The organism is Anatilimnocola aggregata (assembly GCF_007747655.1).
Lineage (GTDB): Bacteria > Planctomycetota > Planctomycetia > Pirellulales > Pirellulaceae > Anatilimnocola > Anatilimnocola aggregata.
The window spans coordinates 3,260,365-3,282,507 of record NZ_CP036274.1; the positions used below are offsets into that span (position 1 = coordinate 3,260,365).

The 22,143-nt window shown below is 57.4% G+C and carries 18 protein-coding genes; 11 read left to right on the forward strand and 7 right to left on the reverse strand.

What is annotated here, in order from left to right; translation table 11 throughout:
- Positions 1 to 795: a glycerophosphoryl diester phosphodiesterase membrane domain-containing protein gene (locus ETAA8_RS12375; RefSeq protein ID WP_145088363.1), complete on the forward strand. Its 795-nt coding sequence runs from the start codon at positions 1 to 3 to the stop codon at positions 793 to 795.
- Positions 796 to 819: 24 nt separating this feature from the next.
- Here the strand turns inward: ETAA8_RS12375 and ETAA8_RS12380 are convergent, their stop codons facing one another.
- On the reverse strand, positions 820 to 1,812 hold the full coding sequence (locus ETAA8_RS12380; protein ID WP_145088365.1) for an NADPH:quinone reductase: 993 nt from the start codon (positions 1,810 to 1,812) through the stop codon (positions 820 to 822).
- Positions 1,813 to 2,138: 326 nt separating this feature from the next.
- On the opposite strand from ETAA8_RS12380, the gene ETAA8_RS12385 reads away from it, so the two are divergent.
- The 3 genes from ETAA8_RS12385 to ETAA8_RS12395 all read left to right on the forward strand — a co-directional run bounded on the left by ETAA8_RS12385 (position 2,139) and on the right by ETAA8_RS12395 (position 6,944).
- Positions 2,139 to 3,959: a hypothetical protein gene (locus ETAA8_RS12385; RefSeq protein WP_145088367.1), complete on the forward strand. Its 1,821-nt coding sequence runs from the start codon at positions 2,139 to 2,141 to the stop codon at positions 3,957 to 3,959.
- A 286-nt stretch (positions 3,960 to 4,245) separates the two neighbouring features.
- Positions 4,246 to 5,460, forward strand: a complete 1,215-nt coding sequence (locus ETAA8_RS12390; protein WP_145088369.1) for a hypothetical protein — start codon at positions 4,246 to 4,248, stop codon at positions 5,458 to 5,460.
- A gap of 158 nt (positions 5,461 to 5,618) precedes the next feature.
- Positions 5,619 to 6,944 carry an ATP-binding protein gene (locus tag ETAA8_RS12395; protein ID WP_145088371.1) on the forward strand — a complete coding sequence of 442 codons (1,326 nt, stop codon included), beginning with the start codon at positions 5,619 to 5,621 and terminating at the stop codon, positions 6,942 to 6,944.
- 12 nt (positions 6,945 to 6,956) lie between these two features.
- Here the strand turns inward: ETAA8_RS12395 and ETAA8_RS12400 are convergent, their stop codons facing one another.
- Positions 6,957 to 7,748, reverse strand: coding sequence for a ComF family protein (locus ETAA8_RS12400; protein ID WP_145088373.1), 792 nt, complete (start codon positions 7,746 to 7,748; stop codon positions 6,957 to 6,959).
- A gap of 177 nt (positions 7,749 to 7,925) precedes the next feature.
- Between ETAA8_RS12400 and ETAA8_RS12405 the strand changes: the two genes are divergently transcribed.
- The gene (locus ETAA8_RS12405) at positions 7,926 to 8,354 is read left to right on the forward strand and encodes an NIPSNAP family protein (RefSeq protein ID WP_145088375.1); all 429 of its coding nucleotides are present in this window, start codon (positions 7,926 to 7,928) and stop codon (positions 8,352 to 8,354) included.
- Positions 8,355 to 8,432: 78 nt separating this feature from the next.
- On the opposite strand, the gene ETAA8_RS12410 is transcribed toward ETAA8_RS12405, so the two are convergent.
- The 3 genes from ETAA8_RS12410 to asd all read right to left on the reverse strand — a co-directional run bounded on the left by ETAA8_RS12410 (position 8,433) and on the right by asd (position 11,734).
- The gene (locus ETAA8_RS12410) at positions 8,433 to 9,596 is read right to left on the reverse strand and encodes a glycosyltransferase family 4 protein (RefSeq protein ID WP_145088377.1); all 1,164 of its coding nucleotides are present in this window, start codon (positions 9,594 to 9,596) and stop codon (positions 8,433 to 8,435) included.
- A 6-nt stretch (positions 9,597 to 9,602) separates the two neighbouring features.
- Positions 9,603 to 10,445: a tRNA pseudouridine(38-40) synthase TruA gene (gene truA / locus ETAA8_RS12415; protein WP_145088379.1), complete on the reverse strand. Its 843-nt coding sequence runs from the start codon at positions 10,443 to 10,445 to the stop codon at positions 9,603 to 9,605.
- A 158-nt stretch (positions 10,446 to 10,603) separates the two neighbouring features.
- Positions 10,604 to 11,734: an aspartate-semialdehyde dehydrogenase gene (asd, locus tag ETAA8_RS12420; RefSeq protein WP_238397744.1), complete on the reverse strand. Its 1,131-nt coding sequence runs from the start codon at positions 11,732 to 11,734 to the stop codon at positions 10,604 to 10,606.
- Between the two features lie 1,160 nt (positions 11,735 to 12,894).
- Between asd and ETAA8_RS12425 the strand changes: the two genes are divergently transcribed.
- From ETAA8_RS12425 to ETAA8_RS12435, 4 genes are all read left to right on the forward strand, one after another.
- On the forward strand, positions 12,895 to 13,329 hold the full coding sequence (locus ETAA8_RS12425) for an NINE protein (RefSeq protein WP_202921787.1): 435 nt from the start codon (positions 12,895 to 12,897) through the stop codon (positions 13,327 to 13,329).
- A gap of 36 nt (positions 13,330 to 13,365) precedes the next feature.
- A complete protein-coding gene (locus tag ETAA8_RS34595; RefSeq protein WP_202921788.1) occupies positions 13,366 to 13,524 on the forward strand; it encodes a hypothetical protein in 159 nt (52 codons plus the stop codon).
- A 98-nt stretch (positions 13,525 to 13,622) separates the two neighbouring features.
- Positions 13,623 to 16,046: a DUF1549 domain-containing protein gene (locus tag ETAA8_RS12430; protein WP_145088381.1), complete on the forward strand. Its 2,424-nt coding sequence runs from the start codon at positions 13,623 to 13,625 to the stop codon at positions 16,044 to 16,046.
- Between the two features lie 92 nt (positions 16,047 to 16,138).
- The gene (locus ETAA8_RS12435; protein WP_145088383.1) at positions 16,139 to 17,587 is read left to right on the forward strand and encodes a DUF1501 domain-containing protein; all 1,449 of its coding nucleotides are present in this window, start codon (positions 16,139 to 16,141) and stop codon (positions 17,585 to 17,587) included.
- Positions 17,588 to 17,662: 75 nt separating this feature from the next.
- Here the strand turns inward: ETAA8_RS12435 and ETAA8_RS12440 are convergent, their stop codons facing one another.
- Positions 17,663 to 18,139, reverse strand: a complete 477-nt coding sequence (locus ETAA8_RS12440) for a hypothetical protein (RefSeq protein WP_145088385.1) — start codon at positions 18,137 to 18,139, stop codon at positions 17,663 to 17,665.
- A gap of 219 nt (positions 18,140 to 18,358) precedes the next feature.
- On the opposite strand from ETAA8_RS12440, the gene ETAA8_RS12445 reads away from it, so the two are divergent.
- Positions 18,359 to 18,949: a hypothetical protein gene (locus ETAA8_RS12445; protein WP_145088387.1), complete on the forward strand. Its 591-nt coding sequence runs from the start codon at positions 18,359 to 18,361 to the stop codon at positions 18,947 to 18,949.
- 67 nt (positions 18,950 to 19,016) lie between these two features.
- On the forward strand, positions 19,017 to 20,816 hold the full coding sequence (locus tag ETAA8_RS12450) for a DEAD/DEAH box helicase (protein WP_391484809.1): 1,800 nt from the start codon (positions 19,017 to 19,019) through the stop codon (positions 20,814 to 20,816).
- Between the two features lie 25 nt (positions 20,817 to 20,841).
- On the opposite strand, the gene ETAA8_RS12455 is transcribed toward ETAA8_RS12450, so the two are convergent.
- Positions 20,842 to 22,140 carry a phenylacetate--CoA ligase family protein gene (locus tag ETAA8_RS12455; RefSeq protein WP_145088389.1) on the reverse strand — a complete coding sequence of 433 codons (1,299 nt, stop codon included), beginning with the start codon at positions 22,138 to 22,140 and terminating at the stop codon, positions 20,842 to 20,844.
- Positions 22,141 to 22,143 lie beyond the last annotated feature (3 nt).

A 22,143-nucleotide genomic window follows, 5' to 3' on the forward strand; every position in this document is an offset into this window, starting at 1 on the left:
ATGTCGCAGCCAAATCCTTATGCGTCGCCAGGCTCGGTCGATCCGCACGTCGAACGAGTTCCCGAGCCCACTTGGGCTCGCGTACTAAGCAGGCTGCAAGATTTGTTGCTTAACATCTGGCCCATGATGTTAGGCGTGCTGGTGGTGCTCTGCCTGCCTTGGCAGTTGCTGCTGAGCTTCGTCATCTACACTTTTTTGGAACAAGAAGAGGTGATGTCGCTGGTCTATGTTTCGCTGCTCGGTACGTTTGGTCAACTGACCGTACAACTGCTGGCCGAGGCCTTGGTGATTGCCGCTGCATGGCAACATTTGCAGAAGGAGACGCTCGACGTGTCAGCTGCCATTGGCCGCGGGCTGCGCGGCTTCGTGGCGGTATTTCCCTCGATGCTGTTGAGCTTCATGGCGATCAGCGCTGCGATGATTCTATGCATCTTTCCAGGTGTTTATTTGAATATTCGCTGGATGTTCGCGCTCCCCATTGCTGTTGCCGAGGGACGCGGCGGACTCCATCCGCTGCAAAAGAGTTGGGAAATCACGGAGCCGCACTTTTTCTATTCGATGCTGATGTTCGCACTTTTTTGTATTCCGCTGGTGGTTGTGATGGTCGTCACTTCCCTGCCCAGCGCGCTGATGCCGGAGATCGACCATTGGGTGATCGACGGCACTCTGACCACTGTCGGTGATCTGTTCACGCTCATCGTCTGCTGCGGTTTCACCGTCGCTTACTACGAGTTGTTACTCTCGCAAGTGGTACCAGCGACCGCGCTGCCGCAGTCGCCGCACTTCAATCAATAAACGCCTTTGCGGCGTTCAAACAATTTACGGCTTGAGAACGATTTTGCCACAGAGCGTGTTGCTCTTGCGCAGGGTGTTTTCTTCCTGCAAGCGATGAGCTTCGGCTGCTTGCGCGAGGGGGAGCACTTTGCCGATGTGTGGCTTGAGCAAACCGGATGAGAGCCAGCGGTTGATATCGTCGGCCGCGATGCGTTGTTCTGCGGGCGTCGCTTTGAACATGACGAAGCCGAGCAGCGAGCAACCTTTGACATAGAACGGACCAACGGGAAACGCGGGCCGGGCATCGCGGCCAGCCATCAAGAGGAGGCGGCCACGCTCGGCCAAGAGTGGGACGATCTTTTCGAAGTCGGGCTCGCGGGTAGTTTCCCAATAGACATTCACACCGCCAGGAGAGAACGCTTGAATGGCCGCAGCGATATCGTCGGACTTGTAATTCAGCACTTCGTCGGCACCAAGCGCTTTGACGGCGGCCATCTTCTCTGCGCTGCCCGCCGTGGCGATCACGCGCGCGCCGGCCGCTTTGGCCATTTGCACCACGATGGATCCCACGCCACCCGAGCCGCCATTCACAAACAGGGACTCGCCAGCTTTGATTGCCGCCCGATTGAATAGCCCCAGATGCGCCGTGATGCCAACCAGCGCGCTGGCCGCTGCAGCCTCGTCGGGCACATCGCTGGGAGTGGGTTGCAGCCAGTGAGCATCGACGGCGCAGTACTCGGCAAAGCAACCTTGCCGGCCCATCAGCCCTTGATTGCTGGCCCAGACGCGGTCGCCAGGATTGAAGCCTGTAACCTGCGAACCCACTTCGCTGACGACTCCCGCCAGGTCGCTGCCAATGATGAACGGCTGCGGCAGTGGCCAGTAATTGGCTCCGTTGCGGATGTAAGTGTCGATGGGGTTGACCGCGACCGCGCCGACCTTCACCAGGACTTGCGCGGGGCCAATTTTGGGCTGTGGCAGGTCGCCAAATTGGATGACATCCGGCGGCCCCGTGCGTTCGATGTAAGCGGCCTTCATGGGGAGGTGACCTTTCGTAGCAAGTGGCAAAATCAGCGAATTACAGGGGGAGCAGTCATTCTACCGGCCGAAAATTTCTCGTGTTTATCGCACTTTCGGGTGAAATTAATGTTCGCCGTAAGCCATGTGCCAGCTTGTGATTACGCGACCGAACAACGGTTAAAATAGTAAAAATAGGTAAATTGTGGTGTTTCGAGAGATTGACATAATTCATCTGGACATTACGGTAATAACCGCAAATGCAGTCAAAAAGGCGAGGCGATACCCCTCAAATGGCTGCTGCGTTAACCCCACATCCCTGTATTGCTCTCGCTGGAGTCCCCGCCATGAAGAATCGTACCAACGCCAAGCCCAAGGCACGCCGCCTGTTTCTGGAGAACCTCGAACGCCGTGAAGTGCTAGCTGGCACCGTGCTCGCCACGCTCTCGGCGGGCACACTAAAGATCACCGGCGACGCGGCAAGAAATAGCGTTGTCATTTGGCAGGACGCCGACGGCAACTTCAATGTGCTCGGCCGTACTTCATCCGGCGGGACCATGGTGAAAGCTAAGGCCAGCGATCCGAATCCAGCCGTTAATAACAATCTTCCCATTGTTGGCAAAGTCACGAACATCACGTTTGATGGCGGAGCAGAGAACGACACGGTCGCGATTTTTTCGGCGCCTGATGCCACAGCCGCCGGTTTTATTGCAACTGGACTTAGTGCGTTGCCATTCATCGGAGCCGCAGGACGTGGTGCCGCTCTGGCTCTGCTTCCCCCAGCGATTGTCTCTGGCCGCGTAACCATCAATGGCGCTGCCGGTAACGACACTGCAACCCTTGCTGTAAATGGTGGGCCGACCGGTGTTCCCGGGGTGCCAAAGTTTACCTCTGCGATCGTCTTCAATGGCGGGTCTGAAACTGGTACTTCTCAGAACGATGTTCTGAACGTGGGCAATACGTTTGCCAACTCGTTGACGGCAACCACCTACAATGGCAACGACCGGGTCAGCTTGGGTTTGGCGGTCATCCCAACCATCAACATCAATGTTGGTGGCACTGGAACGCAGACCACCGATAACGATGACGTCGAACTGAGTCTCACCGCAGCACTCAGTGCGATCGTGTCGCTCGGAGCCGCGTCTACTTCGGGCGATGGCAATGACTTCTTTGCCAGCAATGTGTTGATTGCCAACTTGAGCGTGACGGGCGACAAGGGTGTTGACGATGTCGAACTGTTCGACGTTGGCGTGCTCAATGCTTCGTTCAATCTTGGTGCCGGTGATGACTCCCTCGAGGCTGAGGGTTTGAAGGCCGGTCTGTCGCAACAAGACTTTATTGACCTGGCCGAAGAAATCGGACCACTACCGTTCGGGCTGGATAACTACATTAAGTCGATTCGTGGCATTCCTGGTTCGGTGAGCATCAACACGGGTGAAGGGAGTGATGAAGTTGAACTCGTTGATGTCGACGTTGCCACTTCGCTGGCCATCACTTTGGCCGGTGGCTTGCTCGACACCCTGGCAATGGAAGATGTAATCACCCAAATTGCTAACATCAACACTGGCGAAGGGGAGGATGAAGTTGCGATTGATGGACTCACCGCCACACTTTCTCTGTCACTTACGCTCGGCGGTGGTCTGAATACGGTCGACATGTTCGACGTCGCCACGAAGACTGCCAGCATCACGGGTGGCAAAGACGGCGACGATATTGAGGCCACAAACTTCACCGCGTCGAGTCTGCTTAGCGCCAACTTGGGCGCTGGCGAGAATTTCCTGTCGTTGACGACAGTACTTGCCAACAGCGTCAGCGTCACCGGTGGTGCCGGCGTTGACACCGTTACCATTGACGGTCTGACCGCCTTGAATGGCGATCCGGCAACTTCCCTCACCATTTCACTACTTGGTGGTGCAGATGTCCTGAGCGTCAGTAACGTGTCGACGAAAGCTGCCACGTTGAACTCGGGCGAAGGGGACGATGAAGTCACTCTGACCAATGTGGCAGTTGTAAACACATTGTCGGTGATCATGGCTGGTGGAGTGGATACCCTGACGACGACTACGGTTACAGCCAAGACCGCCAGCCTCAATGGTGGGGCAGGGATTGACACGTTCAACGACGACGTGACCACGACGGGAACAAAGTCGGTGGTCTCCTTCCCTTAGTTTTAGCGAAGACGAACTACTAAACTCCGCGAAGACATTTCGCACGCCCTCTTCTGCATACAAGCAGCTGGGGGCGTGTTTTATTTTGCGCGCCGAACTTGCAATTTCGGAACGGAGCTAAATTGCAAAAACCAGGGGAAATTGCCCAGAAATGCTAAATGCCAGTTGACTGCAGTGGTTTTTCTGCCAACACTGTTCGCAGTCGTTTTGTAAGGATGCGGATGAGGTTTCTGAGGGATGCGACAAGATCTTTGTATGACATGAGCGCTCAAGTAAGGAATCTGGCATGAAGACATTTCGCAAACCGGTATCCACTCCTAGGCGGTTGTTCTTGGAAAGCCTCGAACGCCGTGAAGTTCTGGCAGGCAATGTCGCCGTATCGCTCGTCGGTGGCGCGCTCCGCGTTACGGGCGACAGTGGCGACAACGTAATTGGAATCTTCCAGCAACCCAACGGGCGTTTTAACGTCGTGGGTCTCGATGATGAGACGATCACCGGTCCCCAAGAGAACCTAATCGTGCGCAGCATTCTCGTGAATGCAGGTGCCGGCGATGATACCGTCCTTATTTCTGCCGAACCCGATCCGTTTGATCCCTTTACGATTGTGCCTGCTCAAGTACTCGGAACGACGGTGGTGAACGGTGGCACTGGTGGCGATACCATCTCCGTCAATGTGGTGGGGCGGTTGATTCCAGCTGCTAACCTGGCCTTACCTTCCCTTTCTGTTACGGTGGATGGCGGCATTCAAACCACGGGCATGCAAGACGACGCGGTGGCAGTTGTCAACACCGTGACTGGCGTACTGACCGTCAACACTTACTCCGGAGACGACACCATCGATATCATTGGTGTCATCTCGTTGACGGCGTCGATCAACTCCGGCGTGGCGGCCACCAGTAGAGATGCGACCGACAACGACTTAGTCAATATATTTGGCGGCTATGCTTTGACCTCGACCGTCTCGCTGGGAACCAGCAGCAACACCGACTCAGGCAACACTCTGGCGATCGATACCGGTGCTTACGGCACGTTGACGATCATGGGGGGCAATGGCATCGATAACATCGAAGCTTCCAATGTGCTGGCCGGCCTCGCCTTCAACATCTACGCCTATGGTGGCGCCGACACGATCACGCTCAACGAAGTGCAGACGGGGCTGACAAGGGACAACTATCAGGAATTCGCTGACCTGGTGATTCAGGCCTTGGGCATCGACGTCAATCGGTTGCCATTCGACCTGCCGTCATTGATTGGTCGCCTGCCCACTTTGCCCGGTTCGCTGACCATTTTCTCCGGTGCGGGAGATGACGCGGTCACGCTGACAAATATTGTTTCGACGTTCAACATCTATGCGTACTTGGAAGGTGGCAACGATACGCTGGATGCCGACTTCATTATCGCGAAGCGTGCCTACTTCAACGGTGGTGCAGGTACCAACTTCAGTACGTTGGGGGATGAAATCGACGCCATTGTCAGTTTGCTGCTGTTTGAAGACCAATAAGCTACGTACGTTCCCAGGCAGTCCGCCTGCCTCCATTGTTACAATCCGAACCCTCCGTACCTTCCGTGCGGAGGGTTTTTTCGTTAGCGAATCAGATCGTGACCTAGGCTTACAGGAAGCAGGAGAAAATTTCGCTCCCCCTGTAGGATGACTGAACAATGACGGCTGTTGCTGCCCCACCCGCCTCTGGCAATCTCTTGGCGTCGATTTTGTCGGAAGACAGCTTTCGCCCCGCGGAACCGCGGACGATTGAAGAAACCGGACTCACTGGCACAGTGGTCGAGACGCTTGTCCTCAAGTATCTGCTGTTACTAGGCTCGGCCAGCGGCCGGCAAATTGCCGAGAACGTCTGCATCAACTATCTGATCCTCGATCCGATCTTCAACTCGCTGCGTCAGCGGCAATTGATTATCCATAGCGGCAGCGCTCAGTTGAATGACTACAACTACACGCTCACCGATCAGGGTCGCGCGCGAGCGCGGACTGCAATGGAGCAATGCTCGTACATCGGAGCGGCACCGGTGCCACTCGACGATTACATCGTCTCGGTCGAGGCTCAGACGATCCGTGCTGAGGCCCCGCAAAAGCGCCAACTGCAAAAGGCGTTCTCCGATATTACCGTCGAGCAGCAGATGCTCGATATGCTAGGCCCTGCCGTCAACAGCGGAGCTGGTCTGTTTCTGTATGGAGCTCCGGGTAACGGCAAGACCACGCTCGCCAAGCGAATCACGGCCTGCTACGGACAACACATTTGGATTCCGCGCACGATCACCGAAGACGGGCAATTCATTAAGCTGTTCGATGCCGCCTTTCACGAGCCGCTCGAACAAAGTGGCACTTCGCTCCTCAAGGCTGCCGAGCACGACCGCCGCTGGGTCAAGATTCGCCGGCCGACGGTGATTGTTGGCGGTGAATTGACGATGGATGCCCTCGAAATCCGCAACGACGCGCGCAGCAATGTCAGCGAGGCTTCGCTTCAGTTGAAGAGCAACTGCGGCTGCCTCCTGATTGACGACTTCGGTCGTCAGCGGATGCAACCGGTGGAGTTACTCAATCGTTGGATCGTGCCGCTCGAAAACCGCTTCGACTTTCTCACTCTAGCCACGGGCAAGAAGATTCAAGTACCCTTCGAGCAGTTGATCATCTTCAGCACGAATTTGCAGCCTAAGGATTTGGCCGACGAAGCGTTCCTCCGCCGCATTCCGTACAAGATCGAAGTGAAGGATCCGGGCCGCGAAGAGTTTCATCTTCTCTTTAAAATCTGCTGCAAGTCGCTCAGCTGCGAATTCAAGCCGGAAGTGGTCGATCACTTAATCGAGAAACACTACAAACCGGCCCGTCGTCCGCTGCGTCGCTGCCAGCCGCGCGATCTGCTCAATCAGGTGCGCAATTTCTGCGTTTACAACGCCATACCGGTGGAAATGAAGCCAGAATACTTCGACCGCGTAGTGCCGAGCTACTTCACCGTCGTCTCCGGCGGCTAACGTACATTCTGCTTAAACAAAGCCTGTCGCCCGCGCTACAGCGGCGACATAGACCCGTGCCGCGCCCGCCTTCTTCAGTTCCTTGGCAATCGCGTGGCTCGTCGCGCCGGTCGTAATGACGTCGTCGACCAAAAGCACATTCGCGCCGCGAATATCGAATCCCCAGCCGACGGTATATGCGCCGCGCACGTTGTTCTGCCGCTCGCTGGCTGGCAAGTGATGCTGTTTGGCAAGCCACTTCTTGCACCGAACCAGGTCGTTCACTAGCGGCTTATTCATAGCACTCGAAATCGATCCGGCTAACGACTCGGCCGGGTTGGTTCCTCTCCATACTCGCTTTAGCCAGTGCATAGAAACTGGCGCAACGACGTCGGCAGCTGGAGTGAACTCTGCTTGCTGGATTCGCTCGGCCAACAGATCGCCAATTTGCCGCGCGAGGGTTTCATAGGCCGGGTTCTTCATTCTTAAGACTGCGTCCCGCAACACGCCGTCGTACACACCGAGGGTTCGCGCGGCGTCAAATGCGGGGCGATGCTTTCGGCAATCCACACAGTCGCCGTTGGGATTGGGCAAATCGGGGTAAGGCATTGCACAGCGTGGACAATAGTTACGTTCGCGCGCCCACAGCTGATGCTCGCAACCGAGACAGAGCAACCGCGCCCGCTCCGGAAGTTCTCCCGGCTGTTCGAACAAATCGCCGCAGACGGTGCACGCCGGCGGAAAGAGCAAGTCGCTCGCCGCACCCAACGATCGTGAGAATCCGGTCGTCAGCCAGGCGAAGCACTTCGCAGTGGGGCGATTCATCGGAAGTCTCGTCTCAAGGCAGTTCACGCACGTGCTCCCTATTATCGCCAACGAGTGGTCCTCGTCGCAATCATCTCTTTGCCTCCCCCTCCCCTGCCCCGACTTTTCACTGCCCACTCAGCGTGCGAAACTCAGGCGAGTCCCACTTCCGCCGTTCTTTCCTTGGAGTCTCACCCCATGCTGCGCTGCCGATTTAGTCTGCTCTTCACCAGCCTTGCCCTCATCGGACTCGCGTCCGCCACCACCAATCTTTCTGTATCTGCCCAGGAGAAAGCTGTGCCACGCGTTTATGAACTTCGCACTTACACAACGCATCCCGGTCGGTTGCCGGCGCTCAACAAGCGGTTTCAAGAGCACACGCTCAAGCTGTTTGAGAAGCATGGCATGAAGAACGAGATGTATTGGATTCCGACCGACACAGCCAAATCCGAAAACACACTGATCTATGTTATCTCGCACGAAAGTGAAGCTGCCGCCAAGAAGTCGTGGGATGCGTTCCGTGTCGACCCCGATTGGATCAAGGCCCGCGATGCCTCCGAAGCCGATGGCAAGATCGTGCTCAAGGTCGACGCAGTATTCATGACCAAGGCACCCTACTCGCCGTAAAACCGTTCGACAAACGTCCTTCAAAAAACGCCACCGCCCCTGCGGCGGTGGTTCATTGGCTTATGCACTACCGATTTTTTAACCCCGCAGCACGCGCCAATACAACTCTCGGATCCGCCGGGTCATGGTTTGGTGCCCGAATTGATCGGCAAATAGCCGCCGACCTTCTTGCCCGTATTTCTCTCGCAAGTCTGGAGCGTTTGCCAGCGCAATGATTGCTCGCGCTAAGCCATCAATATCGCGAGGCGGAATCAAGAATCCCGTCCGCTCCGGCAGAGTCACTTCGCGCGCGCCATCGATGTCGTAACTCACCACCGGCTTGCCAGCGATCAGCGCCTGAGGCAGGGCGCGGGCGAGACCTTCGCGCAGGCTCGCATGCACGAGCAAGTCCATCGCGCCCAGATACTGCGGTATCGTGGACGGCGGAACTAAGCCGGTGAAGACGAAATGCTGCCGAAGATTTGCCGCAGCAATCTGCGCTTCCAGTTGAGAGCGTAGAATTCCATCGCCGATGAAAAGAAACTTGACGTTTCGGTTCGCGGCAATTGCCTGCGCAGCAGCAGCGATCACATCGTCGTGCCCTTTGAGTTCGAACAAGCGGGCGATTTTGCCCACCACGATATCGCTCTCGGCAAAGCCCAGTTCCTGCCTCACGCGCGCGCGGTGCTCATCGGCCTGCAAGAAAGGGTCGACATCCATGCCGCTGCTAATCGTCGTGAACTTCTCGCGCGGTGCTACGCCAGCCGCGACGAGCTGATCGGTCATCGCATCGGCCACGCTGATCAGGGCATGGCAGCGGGTCGCGGCGTACTTCTCGCAGGCACGATAGAACGTGCGGGTCGGCCACGATTGATAGGGATGAAATGGCGCGCCATGAACGGTGTGAACGATCGCCGGCACTTGCAACTCCCACGCCGCGAGTCGCCCCAGGATGCCGGCCTTCGCGCTGTGCGTGTGGACGACATCGGGTTCAAAGTCGGCGAGGACTCGCTTGATTGCAAAATAGCTGGCCAGATCATTGCGCGGGTCGATGGCCCGTCGCAAGGAGTCTATTTGCTCAACGGGGACTTCGCGCCCCCCTCCCCTGCCCTGCTGCAGCAAATCCCCTTCCGGACCAATCGCTGGCCCGGTAATCAGCAGCACATCATCGCCGTGCAGTTCCAGCAGGTCACGACAGTTGTAGAGAGTATTCTCTTGCGCGCCGCCGACGATCATCCGCGTAATGATGTGGGCGACTCGCATGCGATTCTATTCGTCCAGCATTTCTGCGTTGGCCAGTTCAGTAGCATTGGCAGCGGCATGAGCGGCCCGCAGCGAAGCCGACATCTCGGGATCGTCGTAGCCATCATACTCGACGCCGATCAAAAACAGCCCTTGAGCCGGCGCGGTCATTCCCGCGGCGCGGCGGTCGCAGGCCGCGAGCGCTTCGGCCGCAAAGCTGACGGGATACAAGCCCTTGCCGATTTGTACCAGCGTGCCGACGATGTTGCGGACCATGTTGTACAAGAAGCCGTTGGCTTCGACTTCGATAATCACGCGCGACGTCAACTCCGCTTCGCGTCTTTCAACAAGCAGGTCGAGAATTGTCCGCTCGGTCGTCAGTCGCATGGAACCGGTGGATTGATAACTCTTGAAGTCGTGCGTTCCAATGAGCGCGCGAGAGGCTTCCCACATCAGGCGTTCATCCAGTTTCTGCCGTACGTGCCAGACATACTCGCGGGCAAAGATGTCTCGCAACCGGCCATCCTGTACGACATACCGGTAGCGTTTCCGCACTGCATCGCGAATCGCATGAAACTCGGCCGGCGCGAATTGCAGATCGCAGACGATCATGTCGTCGGGTAGTTCCGCGTTGATCCCCTTCCGCAGCACATCGCAGTTCAGGCCCGTTTCGCACTGAAAGCTCACCACTTGCCCCAGCGCATGCACACCCGCATCGGTTCGCCCACTCGCGGTGCAACGAACCTTTTGCTGCGTGATCCGCTCGATTGCCTTCTCTAACTCCGCCTGCACCGTCCTCGAATTGGGCTGCCATTGCCAACCACCAAAGTCAGTGCCGTCGTAGGCCAGCGTGAGTTTGAAGGTAGGCATGGAGCGGGGAAGAAGGGTTGAAGGGAGGAAGCGATGAAGAGTTTAGGATGAAGCTCGATCGGAAGTCAGGTTTTCAATAACGAGTTAGAGGAGTGAAGAGTTTTCTTTTTCTCTCCCTCCCTTCAACCCTTTTTCTCTTCCTCCCTCGCCCCCCTGCCCTACCCCACCACAATTCGCAACATGCGGCGCAGCGGCTCGGCAGCGCCCCACAGCAGTTGATCGCCGCAGGTGAAGGCCGAGAGATACCGCCCCTTGTTTGTGGGCTCTAGTTCGAGCTTGCGGAGGCGACCGACGGGCACGTTGAGCGTGCCGCTGATGTCGGCGGGAGTCAGTTCGCGAATCGATCGCTCCCGCTCATTAGGCACGACCTTCGCCCAGGGATTGGCTGCAGCGAGCATCCCTTCGATCTCGCCGACTGGCACGTCCTTGGTCAGCTTGATCGTCATGGCCTGGCTATGACAACGCATGGCACTGATCCGGACGCACAGTCCTTCCACAGGAATCACTTTGTCGCCGGTCAGTCCGAGGATTTTGTTCGTCTCGGCCTCCCCTTTCCATTCTTCCTTGCTCTGGCCGTTCCCCAAATCCTTGTCGATCCACGGAATCAAACTACCGGCCAGCGGCACGCCGAAGTTCTTCGTGGGATAGTCGCCGCTCCGAATGACTTCGCTCACGCGGCGGTCAATTTCCAGTATGCTCGACGCGGGATCGGCCAGTTGTTCTTTCACACTGCCGCTGGCGACCGCCATTTGGCTCAGCATCTCGCGCATGTTCTGCGCACCGGCACCAGAAGCAGCCTGATAGGTCATGCTCGTCAGCCACTCGACCAGGCCCGCCTTGAACAGTCCTTGCAAGCCCATCAACATCAAGCTGACCGTGCAATTGCCGCCGACGTAATTCTTCACACCCTTAGCCATTGCGTCTCGAATGACGTGGTCGTTCACCGGGTCGAGAATAATGACCGCGTCGTCCTTCATCCGCAGCGACGAAGCAGCATCGATCCAATAACCGTTCCAGCCTGCGGCCCGAAGTTTGGGATAGACCTCGTTCGTCCAGTCGCCACCTTGGCAGGTGATGATCGCATCCATCTTCTTCAAGGCGTCAATACTACCGGCGTCTTGCAGTTTGCCTGTCTCTTTGCCGTCGATCGTGGGACCAGCGCCGCCAGCAGCCGACGTGCTGAAAAACACGGGCTCGACCTCAGCGAAATCTTTCTCGGCCTGCATCCGCTGCATCAGGACCGAACCGACCATTCCCCGCCACCCGACCATGCCGACAACGCGTTTCACGACTGGCAAACTCTCTTATTTTTGACATCTATCCGGTACGAACCAGGCAAACCATCAGCCTAGTTTAGGACCAGGAAACAGGCAATTGCCAATAGGTTCGCGCCCCACTCTCCCACTCGTAGGGTCCGCTGTGCGGACCATAGCTGGCTCTGCTACTCAGCACTTGGTTTGAATAGTCCCATTCATGTCTACTCGGCCGCGCGGATTACAACCTGCTTCCCCGCACTGTACCAACGATCGAACTTCGTGCCGATTGCGGCGAATCGTCCCTTTGAACAGTCGGAATTTCACTGTGTTTGCGGCGAACAGTCGGGGTGGTCTTCGGATTGCAACTAATTTCCTTCAAACGCTTTGCGTCTATTCGGCGGTCCCGCTTCTCAGCCTTAAACCCCTGTTCAGCGGTCGACCCTGAACAGGCACCATTCAGGGGGGCTTTTTCGGAGTTCAGTCACTCCGTGACTGAGAATGCCCGAGTCATGGAATGACTCGGGAACGGGGCTTCGTCTCCTGTTCACAACTCCAGCCTGAACATGCCCCAAACGGGGGTCTGTTCAACGTTGTTGCCGTCTTCACCCTCCGCCACGATGCACCTATCAACACGATCATTCCTGGCAACCTCGTTCAGCTGATTAGTGCAACTTCCACCCACTTCGCCGCGAATCATTTCGCGCGCACCGATACCTCTCGCCCCAGTTTGCAACTGCGACCGGGCAGATTCCCTCCCCATCTAACCACACACTCGTGACACGTCTGGTCACGCGTCAGAGGAAAATATGACCATTCGCGCCTGTAGCCAGTATGGGAGGGCGAGGCTCCTGCCGAGCCGTGGTAGCGATGAAATCGCCGTCGACGATTGAATCCCGTTCCCAAAATCGATTGAAATGGCCGAAGGGAAGCGACGACCAACGGTTTGCGGCTCGGCAGGAGCCTCGCCCTCCCGAATTGCAGGCTAACTTCAATGCCAGCGTGCATGGCTAAGGTCCTGCCCAGTCCCTGGCCCAACGAGTCGCTCACAACCCAATACTTCTGGCAACCTCGCTTCATTCCCTTCGGGCTGGCACTTCGCTACATTGCGGCAATGTCGAGGCTTGCCCAGCGAATACCAATACGTTTGCTGATTCGCGGCAATTAGCTTCGCTCACAGAAAGGTGGCTCGCTCCATGAATGTGCCCTCCGTGTCGGTTGGAAGTATGGCTCGCCCGAACAACACCCACTCGGTTCTGATTGGCTACTTGTGCTGGCTGATCGGCATTTTTGGCGCTCACCGCTTCTATTATGGCAAGCGGATTACAGGCACGATCTGGTTTTTCACCTTCGGCCTTTTTTTCATCGGTTGGTTGATCGACTTGTTTCTGATTCCTTCGATGGATCGCCAGGCCGACAACAAGTATGCCGAAGGCCCGATCAACTACAACGCGGCCTGGGTGCTACTCGCCTTTTTTGGCCTGCTCGGCTTCCATCGATTTTACATGGGCAAATGGCTGACCGGCTTGCTCTGGTTTTGCACCATTGGACTCTTGGGAATGGGTTGGCTGTATGACCTCTGGACCCTGAACGAGCAGGTGAGCGAGATCAATCTCAAGACGCGGATGTAGTTTTCTTAGTTACCGTTCGCAGAGGAGCTCGGTCCCATGAATGACCTTCCTCCTCATCCCACCAAAGACGACTGGAGCACGCGCGACATCATCATCGCCGTGCTCTTTGCCTTGGCTGGGCTGACGCTCGTTGCCCTGGCAGTATTCGGCTCGGCGATCGTGAATTGGCGACTCAACGACATGATGCCCAGGTAACAATTGAGCTGTTGCTTGCACGGCTCCCGCCTCGCGGCGAAGATAGAGGCGCCCTACCCATCGCTATAAGTTCCCTCGCCGCGAAGGTCTCTCCCGAGATGAAGCTGCTTGTCGCTTTGCCGCTCCTGTTATTTCTTGCCACGTCGCTCCCCGCTGCCGATGTCGACTTCGCCCATGAAGTGGCGCCTGTGCTGAAGCAGCACTGCGGCAAGTGCCATTTGGGCGAGCAGAAAAAGGGGGGCCTCTCGCTCGACACTCGCGAAGCCATGCTGATGGGCGGCGAGTCGGGCAAAGTTGTCGCTCCGGGAAAATCGGCGGCCAGCGACCTGATCGAGCGGCTGAAGTCAGCTGACAAAGACTATCGCATGCCCCCCGATGGCCCGCGCGTGCCGGCCGAGCAGATCGCCAAGTTAGCCAACTGGATCGATGCCGGTGCGCCGTGGGAAGCAGGCTTTCGCTTCACGAAGAGCGGCTACGAACCGCCGCTGAAACCGCGCCGCCCCACCCTGCCCTCTGCGCGCGATGGTCGCGAGAATCCGGTCGATCGAATTCTCGATGAATACCTGGCGCAGAAAAACTTACAGCGCCCCGCGACCGTTGACGACGCGACCTTCGCCCGCCGCGTTTCGCTTGACCTCGTCGGCTTGCTACCTTCGCCGGAAGAACTGGCGACGTTCGAAAGTGATAAGTCGACCGACAAGCGCCATCGCTATATCGCCCAACTGCTGGCCCGCGACATCGACTATGCCGAGCATTGGCTTACTTTTTGGAACGACCTGCTGCGGAACGACTATGCCGGCACCGGTTTTATCACGGGCGGCCGCAAGCAGATTTCGAAATGGCTGTATCAATCGCTAGCCTCGAATAAGCCCTATGATCAACTCGCGCGCGAGTTGATCTCGCCCCCCACGCCCGACAGTGCCGGTTTCATCGATGGTATTCGTTGGCGCGGCGATGTGAGTGCCGGGCAAACGGTCGAGATTCAGTTCGCGCAAAGCGTGGGTCAAGCCTTGCTTGGCATCAATCTCAAGTGTGCCTCGTGCCACGATAGTTTTATTGACCGCTGGACGCTGGCCGAGTCGTATGGCCTGGCTGCCATCTATTCCAATCGCCCGCTCGAGATTCACCGCTGCGACAAACCCATCGGCCAACAAGCGGCAGCCGCGTGGCTCTTTCCCGAATTGGGCCAGGTCGATGCCAAGGCAGCTCAGCCTGAGAGGCTGAAGCAATTGGCTGGCCTGGTAACACACCGCGACAACGGCCGCTTTACGCGGACGATCGTCAATCGCCTGTGGCATCGCCTGATGGGGCGCGGCATCGTTCATCCGCCCGATGCCATGCAGACTGAACCGTGGAACGCCGACCTGCTCGATTTTCTCGCTGAAGATCTGGTCGAGCACAACTATGACCTCAAGCACACACTACAACTCATCGCCAGCTCAGCTGGTTATCAAAGCCAGATTGAAGTCGTCGGCAAAGATACTGACGACGAAGGCTACACCTATCGCGGCCCGCGTGCCCGCCGCCTGACAGCCGAGCAATTCGTTGATGCCGTCTGGCAACTGACCGATACCGCGCCGACTCGGTTCGATGCGCCGGTGATTCGCGGTGCCGCAAGTTCCACAGGGACGCCGCTCGCGATGCGTCCCGTGCATGGCAAGTGGATCTGGTCGCGCGCCGATACTGCCGACGCCAAAGCAGGCGAGACGATAGTGCTCCGCAAGCAGTTCGATTTGAAAACGGCCCCGCTGCAAGCGATTGCCGCTCTCTCGTGCGATAACAGTTACACGCTGTTTGTGAACGGGCAAAAAGTTCATGCCGGCGAGAATTGGGAAACGCCCGATGCCGTGGTGCTAACAGGCAAACTAAAAGCCGGCAGGAACGACCTGGTCATCGTCGCCAAGAATGGTGGGACTGGTCCCAATCCGGCTGGTCTCTTCTGTGAAATCGTCGCGCATCTCAGCGACAAGGAAGAAACAACGATTGCCAGCGATGAATCTTGGCAATGGACCAGCCAACTACCCGACGGCAAGGGCCGTTTTGGTAAAGAGCCCGCAGATTTTTCCCAAGCCGCGGTCGTGAAGAATGCCGACGTTTGGAACAACCGCGTTGCCCCGCAACTCTCGGCCGCGCTGACGGCTGGCAGCCAATCGGTGGGTCTTAAGGCCCGGGCGTCACTGCTGAAGAGTGATTTTCTGATGCGGGCGCTGGGTCGGCCGAATCGCGATCAAATCGTGAGCCTGCGCCCCGCTGACCTGACCACACTGGAAGCCATCGACCTGGCTAACGGACAATCGCTGGCCGATAGTTTGCAACAAGGGGCCAAGAAGCTGTCTGCTCGCAACTGGCAATCGCCCGATGACTTTGTCCACTGGCTTTTCCGCAGCACCCTCAGTCGTGAACCTTCGCCGGCCGAGCTTGCTACGATGAAAGCGGGGCTCGGCGAACAGTTGAGTCCTCAAGGCATCGAAGACGCCCTCTGGAGCGTGCTGATGTTGCCCGAGTTTCAGTTGGTAAGGTAATCGAAATAATGCGGTGAAGCGTTAGCGTCCGGAGAGTAGTGACGACTAAGAAGAACTACGGGCGCTAACGCTTCCGGTTCAGGAATAATGGAATGGCAAACGTGAAGCAACTTGAGATTATCGCGCGTCGTCAATTCGTGCAGAGCCTCGCTGCCATGTCGACCGCGGCACTGATGGCGGGCGAACCGCGCCGACTGTTCGCGGCCGAAGAGAAGATGGTGCAGCCCAAGGCAACGGCCGACTCCTGCATTCTGCTGTGGATGGGTGGCGGCATGGCTGCACCCGATACCTTCGATCCCAAAAAGTACGTGCCGTTTGAAGTCGGCGTGCCGGTGAAGGAGATCGAAAGCACTTTTCCGGCCATCGACACCGTCGTCGACAACATCAAGATCACTGCCGGGCTGGAAAACATTGCGAAGGTGATGGACCGCGGCACGCTCATTCGCTCGCACGTCCTCCCCGATCTCGGTCACATTCTTCACTCGCGCCATCAATATCACTGGCACACCGGCTATGTGCCGCCACAGACCGTCGCCTGCCCACACCTGGGCGCGTGGATGGCAAAGGTTCTCGGTCCGAAGAATCCGGTCATTCCCGCGTTCATCAATATCGGCCAACGACTCGAAGGTGTCGGCGAACAGGAAGAACTAAAGGCCTTCACCACCGCTGGTTTCTTTGGCAGTGAGTTCGGCCCGATGAACTTGCCCTATCCGGAAGATGCCGCGCAGTCGGTTCGTCCGCCCAAGGGGATGCAGTCAGATCGTTTTGAGAGTCGCAATCAGCTGATGAAAAAGCTGATCGATCAATCGCCACGGCGCGAGTTCATTTCCGACTATCAGCAGCAATCAATGCTCCGCTCACTCGAAAATGCACATCGCCTGCTGAGTGCGAAGGAACGGGCCGCGTTCGATATCTCGCTCGAACCAAAAGAGAGTTACGAGAAGTATGACACGGGTCGCTTTGGCCGCGGCTGTCTGCTCGCGAGGCGCTTGGTCGAAGCGGGTGCTCGCTTCATCGAAGTGACGACCGAGTACGTGCCGTTTCTCAATTGGGATACGCACGCCAACGGCCACACGACGCTGCAAGCGATGAAGAAGCAGATCGACGGACCCATCGCGCAGCTGATTCTCGATTTGGAATCGCGCGGGCTGCTTGATCGCACGCTGGTGATTTTGGCCAGTGAGTTCAGCCGCGACATGCTGATGGAAGGCGTGCCGGGCTCGAATGCCGGCGATCAAGCGACCGAGAAAGTCGACGTGATGAAAGAACTAAAGCACTATGGTCAGCATCGCCACTTCACTGGCGGCTCTTGCGTGATGCTTTGGGGTGGCGGCATCAAGAAGGGCCAACTCTACGGCGAAAGTGCGCCGCAGCGTCCCTTTCTCGCCACCAAAAATCCTGTCAGCGTGATGGACCTGCACGCGACCATTTTCAGCGCCATGGGCATCAGTCCGGCCACCGCCTTCGACGTCGAAAATCGTCCCTTCTATGCCACCGAAGATGGCAAAGGGAAAGCGGTGAAAGAGCTATTCGTGGGATAGGCTTTCAGCCTGTCGTTCCCACTCGTGTGCACAGCCATAACAGTGACTAGACAGGCAAGATGCATGTCCCACGACCTACGACGGGTTCGCCACGGGGGCTGGGGGTGCAGCGCTCAATTGCGAGAGAACTTGCAGCACACCGTTCAAGTGGGCCAGACGCGGACCGAAGCGGTCTACGAATTCGTTGAGCATAAAGTCGCTATCGCCCAGCGATTCTTCATTATCGAACACGTCCTGGGTGATGTTTTCCAGGAATTGCGTCTGCACCTTGCTGAGCGTCTCAGTGGCGTACCGACAAGCTTGAGCCAGCTTGGGATTAGCTTCTTTCCACTGATTCAATTCCTGCTGGCGCTGCTTCTGGCCCTGGCTCAGATGGTTCGACATCTCTTCCAGCAGGGTAATTTCGCGCTTTTGCCCTTCGAGCATTTGCCGCAACAGCGTGACGATGAGTTCGTTCGCGTCAATCTTGGACTGATTGCTGTTTTCGGTGCGTGGATCAGCGGAGACATCGATGCTGAACATGGCAGAAAACTGGCGGGGATCTTGCGACATGCGGTTTTCCTTGGCGAGATGTACAACTTAGTATACACGCCTCTGAAAGACTGTCGAGCAATTCCAAAACTTTAGCGAAAACCGCAGGATTTCCGCGGCTTGACAGTTTGGTGCAGGACAAGCTCAAGGCGCGCGCGCGAAAACCCGATGCTGAAACAGTCGGTTCGCCGGTGCCCCGCGCGAGCCGCCGCGTATTGGTAGCAGTCGTTGATAGCTGCCGTGCGAATCCCGCCTGAACCCGCCGTCTCACCCCTGAGCTTCCACCTGATGCCCGCTGAACGGACACCGACTGCCTTGGGTTTCTTGACCGTGACCGAACACGCCGAGTTGGGCCTGTTTGGCGGCTACCTCGTTTTGAATCATGCCGGTCGCCCGCTCGAGTTCCACTGCACTTCGCCCGTCAAAGCCAACCGTGCTCAAGAGATCCTGTATGGCCCCACGCTGCGGCCCTATCTCTTTGGCGAGCAAATCGGGCAGACGCTGATTGCGAAAGCCCGCAACGAAGTGGCCCTCGTCTGCACCGATCTGGCCTCGTGCCTCGCCGCCCGCGAGTTCATCGAAAAGCCGCTGCTGCTGATCATGAGCGGCGAAAATAAAACAACGACCGCCGCGGAGGGTGAAGCCTTGTTCGGTGCCCGTTTCAAGCTCGGCAAGAACGACATCGCCATCGCGGCGAGGTTTGAAGCCGACGAACAAGCCGCGCGAACATTCCATTCGCAACTAATCGACGGCATCGACCTGACCGAGCCCTTCGCGCGCATTCGTGAAGCTCTTGAAGAGGCGCAGAAGAGCGTGCGGCAGGTAGCGTAGATGTTTGTCTTGATCCTCTCCCCGGAGTAACGAGGAGAGGGAGTTTGAAATAACACAGGTGCTAAGCATGGATGCGATGCCCTCTGCCGATCACAGCCTCTCGCTGACTACCAGCGATCTGTCGCTCCCTGTCGATACCTTCGCCCTTGGTTGGCAGGCAGCCCTCACTCGCGCACCCAAAATCGATACGGAACTTGTCGATTTCTCCGGCCAGCAATTGAAGGTCATCGCGCTGAAGATTCCCCGTACCCTGCCGCGAGTCTATAGCTTCACGTTTCCTGAGTGCCCGTCGTTCTTTCAGCCACCCCTGGCAAAAGAGGCGAAGCCCGCCAAGGCAGAAGCAACAACAGCTGAGACAGTAGAAGAAGCGACCACCACCGAAGAGACTGGAGAGTCGAACGGCGAAGCGAAAAAGTTGACGCGCATCAAGCCGCCGGGTGACATCGTCAAGCTGGAAGACCGCTTGTACTACGTGCTGCAGCCGCCGCTCGAATCGCTGGTGAAGAACGGTTCGCTGACATTCCCTTTCGAGCCTTTCCCTTATCAGTTTCAAGGGATTGCGTTTATGTACCCGCGCTATACCGCGGTCCTGGCCGACGAAATGGGGCTCGGTAAGACGATGCAGGCGATCACGACGATTCGCATGCTCGTGCGCGCCGGCGAAATCCGCAACTGCTTGCTCGTTTGCCCAAAGCCCCTCGTCACCAACTGGCGGCGCGAGTTTCAAACGTGGGCACCGGAAATTCCCATCAACATTGTCGAAGGCGATTCGAACAAACGGCGCTGGCAATGGACCGAAGCAACCGCGCCAGTGACGATCGCTAACTATGAACTGCTGATGCGCGACCGCGATGTCCTCGACTCTGGTCTGCATTTCGACCTGGTTGTGCTCGACGAAGCGCAGCGCATCAAGAACGTCGGTGCCACAACCAGCGAAATCGTCCGTTCCATCAGTCGCACCCGCAGCTGGGCACTCACGGGTACGCCCATCGAGAACCGGCCCGATGATCTGGTGGGCATTTTCGAGTTCCTCTCGCCCGGCTATCTGCAAACCGGACTCCCGGCGAAGAAACTGGCCGAGCTCGTGCGCGACCACATCATTCGCCGCACGAAGGATATGGTGCTCACCGACATGCCGCCGAAGATGTTCCGCGATGCGGACATTGACCTTACGCCCGAGCAGTGGGCCACCTACAAAATGGCTGAGGACGAAGGGGTGATCAATCTCAATGCGATGGGCGATCAGATCACCGTCCAGAATATTTTCGAACTCGTGCTGCGGCTCAAGCAGATCTGCAACTTCGATCCTCTGACTGGTGCCAGCGCCAAGCTAGAACGACTCGAAGCAGACATGGAAGAAGTTGCGGCCAGCGGCAAAAAGGCGATTGTCTTCAGCCAGTGGACGAAGACCATTGATCAGATGAAACCGGCGCTCGCGCGGTTCAATCCGCTGGAGTATCACGGCAAGATCCCGTCTGCCAAACGCGACCCGATCTTGAAGGAGTTCAAAGAAAACAAAGACCGGCACATGATCATTATGAGCTATGGCGCCGGTAGTGTGGGGTTGAATTTGCAGTTCTGCGAGTACGTGTTCTTGTTCGATCGTTGGTGGAACCCGGCCATTGAGGACCAGGCGATCAACCGCGCTCATCGGATTGGCGCGAAGGGTGCCGTAACAGTTACTCGCATGTTGGCAATGAATACGATCGAAGAGCGGATTAACGAAGTGCTCGCCCATAAACGAGAACTTTTCGCTGCGGTAATCGATCAAACGGGCGGCGCTTCCAGCGCTGGCCTCAATCAGTCCGATATCTTCGGCCTCTTCAAACTGCGCACGCCCAAAGGACCGATCAAAGCGGCCGCGTGACGCCGTTAGATTAGATCAGGACTTCTCAGCCTGCGGTTACCGGGGCTGGCTTGGACCGCCGATCGATGAACCGTTGCCCCTTCCCTTCGAAGCGGGGCAACGTGCCGAGTGCGACAAGTTGCACGTCGATTTTCAGGCCAAGTCGCAGCTGCATTTCGCGCGCGATCCGTTCGGGTTGGGCCAGACGATCTTCGACTTCGACCGCCAGCGCATCCATCGCCCCTGCTTTGGTCGCTGTTACGCGAAACTCGACCACTTCGGGAAAGCCGCGCAGGATGTGTTCGATGGAACTAGGAAACACGTTCACGCCGCGGACAACCAGCATGTTATCGGCCCGGCCGAGGACTCCCCCTTCGAGCAGCACGAAGCGACAATCGCCGCTGGCGTTGAACTGCGGTCGCACCAGGTCGCCCGTGCGATAGCGAATCAGCGGGCTGCCGCGGCGACCCAGCGAAGTGAGCACCAGTTCCGACAATTCGCCATCGGTAGCCGGCTCACCCGTGGCAACCGAGAAAAACTCCGCGATGAATTCACTTTCGACGATGTGCAGGCCGCGATCATCCCGACTGAAACCCCAAGGTCCGACTTCCGATGCTCCGGCATGATCGATGAGTGTTGCGTTCCAGGCTTGTTCGATCCGCTCTCGCGTGGCCGGCACCGAACCGCCCGGTTCGCCCGCGACGATGACTTTGCGAACGTGCAGCGCCCGCGGATCGATCTGATTTTCGTGGGCCACTTCGGCCAGATGTAAGGCGTAACTCGGTGTGCAGAACAGCACTGTCGCCTGAGTGCTGCGAATCATTTCCAACCGACTGCGACTGTTCATGCCGCCGGTGGGAATGACCATTAGTCCGCGAGCGACAGCGGCGTCGTAGGCGCTCCAAAAGCCGATAAACGGGCCAAACGAAAATGCGAGCGCGGCCCGATCTTCCGTGCGCACTTCGGCCGCATCGAGCACGTACTGCCACGTTTCGATCCACCACTGCCAATCGTCGGCCGTATCGAGCACGGGCATCGGACGCCCGCGCGTCCCCGACGTATGGTGATAGCGCACATAACGTTCGAGCGGATAGGTCAGATTCGCCGCAAACTCGCCCTGGGCTGGCGCGGTGACCAATTCATCTTTATAGGTGAACGGCATTTCGCTTAGTTGGTCGAGCGACGTAAGCGGGTGGACCAGCTTGCCGAGTTTGTCGAGATAAAAGCGATTGTGCGAAATAACATCGACCAGCAGCTTGTTCAGCCGTTCGAGTTGCCACGCGCGCAGGCTATCGCGCGACAACTGTTGACGATGCCAACGATCTGAAGCAGTAGTACGAAGCATGAG

Bases quoted from the DNA above. Each gene is read 5' to 3' on its own strand.
- ETAA8_RS12455 (WP_145088389.1), bottom strand. From the start codon at position 22,140: ATGCTTCGTACTACTGCTTCAGATCGTTGGCATCGTCAACAGTTGTCG.
- ETAA8_RS12430 (WP_145088381.1), top strand. From the start codon at position 13,623: ATGAAGCTGCTTGTCGCTTTGCCGCTCCTGTTATTTCTTGCCACGTCG.
- ETAA8_RS12405 (WP_145088375.1), top strand. From the start codon at position 7,926: ATGCTGCGCTGCCGATTTAGTCTGCTCTTCACCAGCCTTGCCCTCATC.
- ETAA8_RS12425 (WP_202921787.1), top strand. From the start codon at position 12,895: ATGAATGTGCCCTCCGTGTCGGTTGGAAGTATGGCTCGCCCGAACAAC.
- ETAA8_RS12440 (WP_145088385.1), bottom strand. From the start codon at position 18,139: ATGTCGCAAGATCCCCGCCAGTTTTCTGCCATGTTCAGCATCGATGTC.
- ETAA8_RS12435 (WP_145088383.1), top strand. From the start codon at position 16,139: ATGGCAAACGTGAAGCAACTTGAGATTATCGCGCGTCGTCAATTCGTG.
- ETAA8_RS12380 (WP_145088365.1), bottom strand. From the start codon at position 1,812: ATGAAGGCCGCTTACATCGAACGCACGGGGCCGCCGGATGTCATCCAA.
- ETAA8_RS12395 (WP_145088371.1), top strand. From the start codon at position 5,619: ATGACGGCTGTTGCTGCCCCACCCGCCTCTGGCAATCTCTTGGCGTCG.
- ETAA8_RS12385 (WP_145088367.1), top strand. From the start codon at position 2,139: ATGAAGAATCGTACCAACGCCAAGCCCAAGGCACGCCGCCTGTTTCTG.
- truA (WP_145088379.1), bottom strand. From the start codon at position 10,445: ATGCCTACCTTCAAACTCACGCTGGCCTACGACGGCACTGACTTTGGT.
- ETAA8_RS12400 (WP_145088373.1), bottom strand. From the start codon at position 7,748: ATGAATCGCCCCACTGCGAAGTGCTTCGCCTGGCTGACGACCGGATTC.
- ETAA8_RS12410 (WP_145088377.1), bottom strand. From the start codon at position 9,596: ATGCGAGTCGCCCACATCATTACGCGGATGATCGTCGGCGGCGCGCAA.
- ETAA8_RS34595 (WP_202921788.1), top strand. From the start codon at position 13,366: ATGAATGACCTTCCTCCTCATCCCACCAAAGACGACTGGAGCACGCGC.
- ETAA8_RS12375 (WP_145088363.1), top strand. From the start codon at position 1: ATGTCGCAGCCAAATCCTTATGCGTCGCCAGGCTCGGTCGATCCGCAC.
- ETAA8_RS12390 (WP_145088369.1), top strand. From the start codon at position 4,246: ATGAAGACATTTCGCAAACCGGTATCCACTCCTAGGCGGTTGTTCTTG.
- ETAA8_RS12450 (WP_391484809.1), top strand. From the start codon at position 19,017: ATGGATGCGATGCCCTCTGCCGATCACAGCCTCTCGCTGACTACCAGC.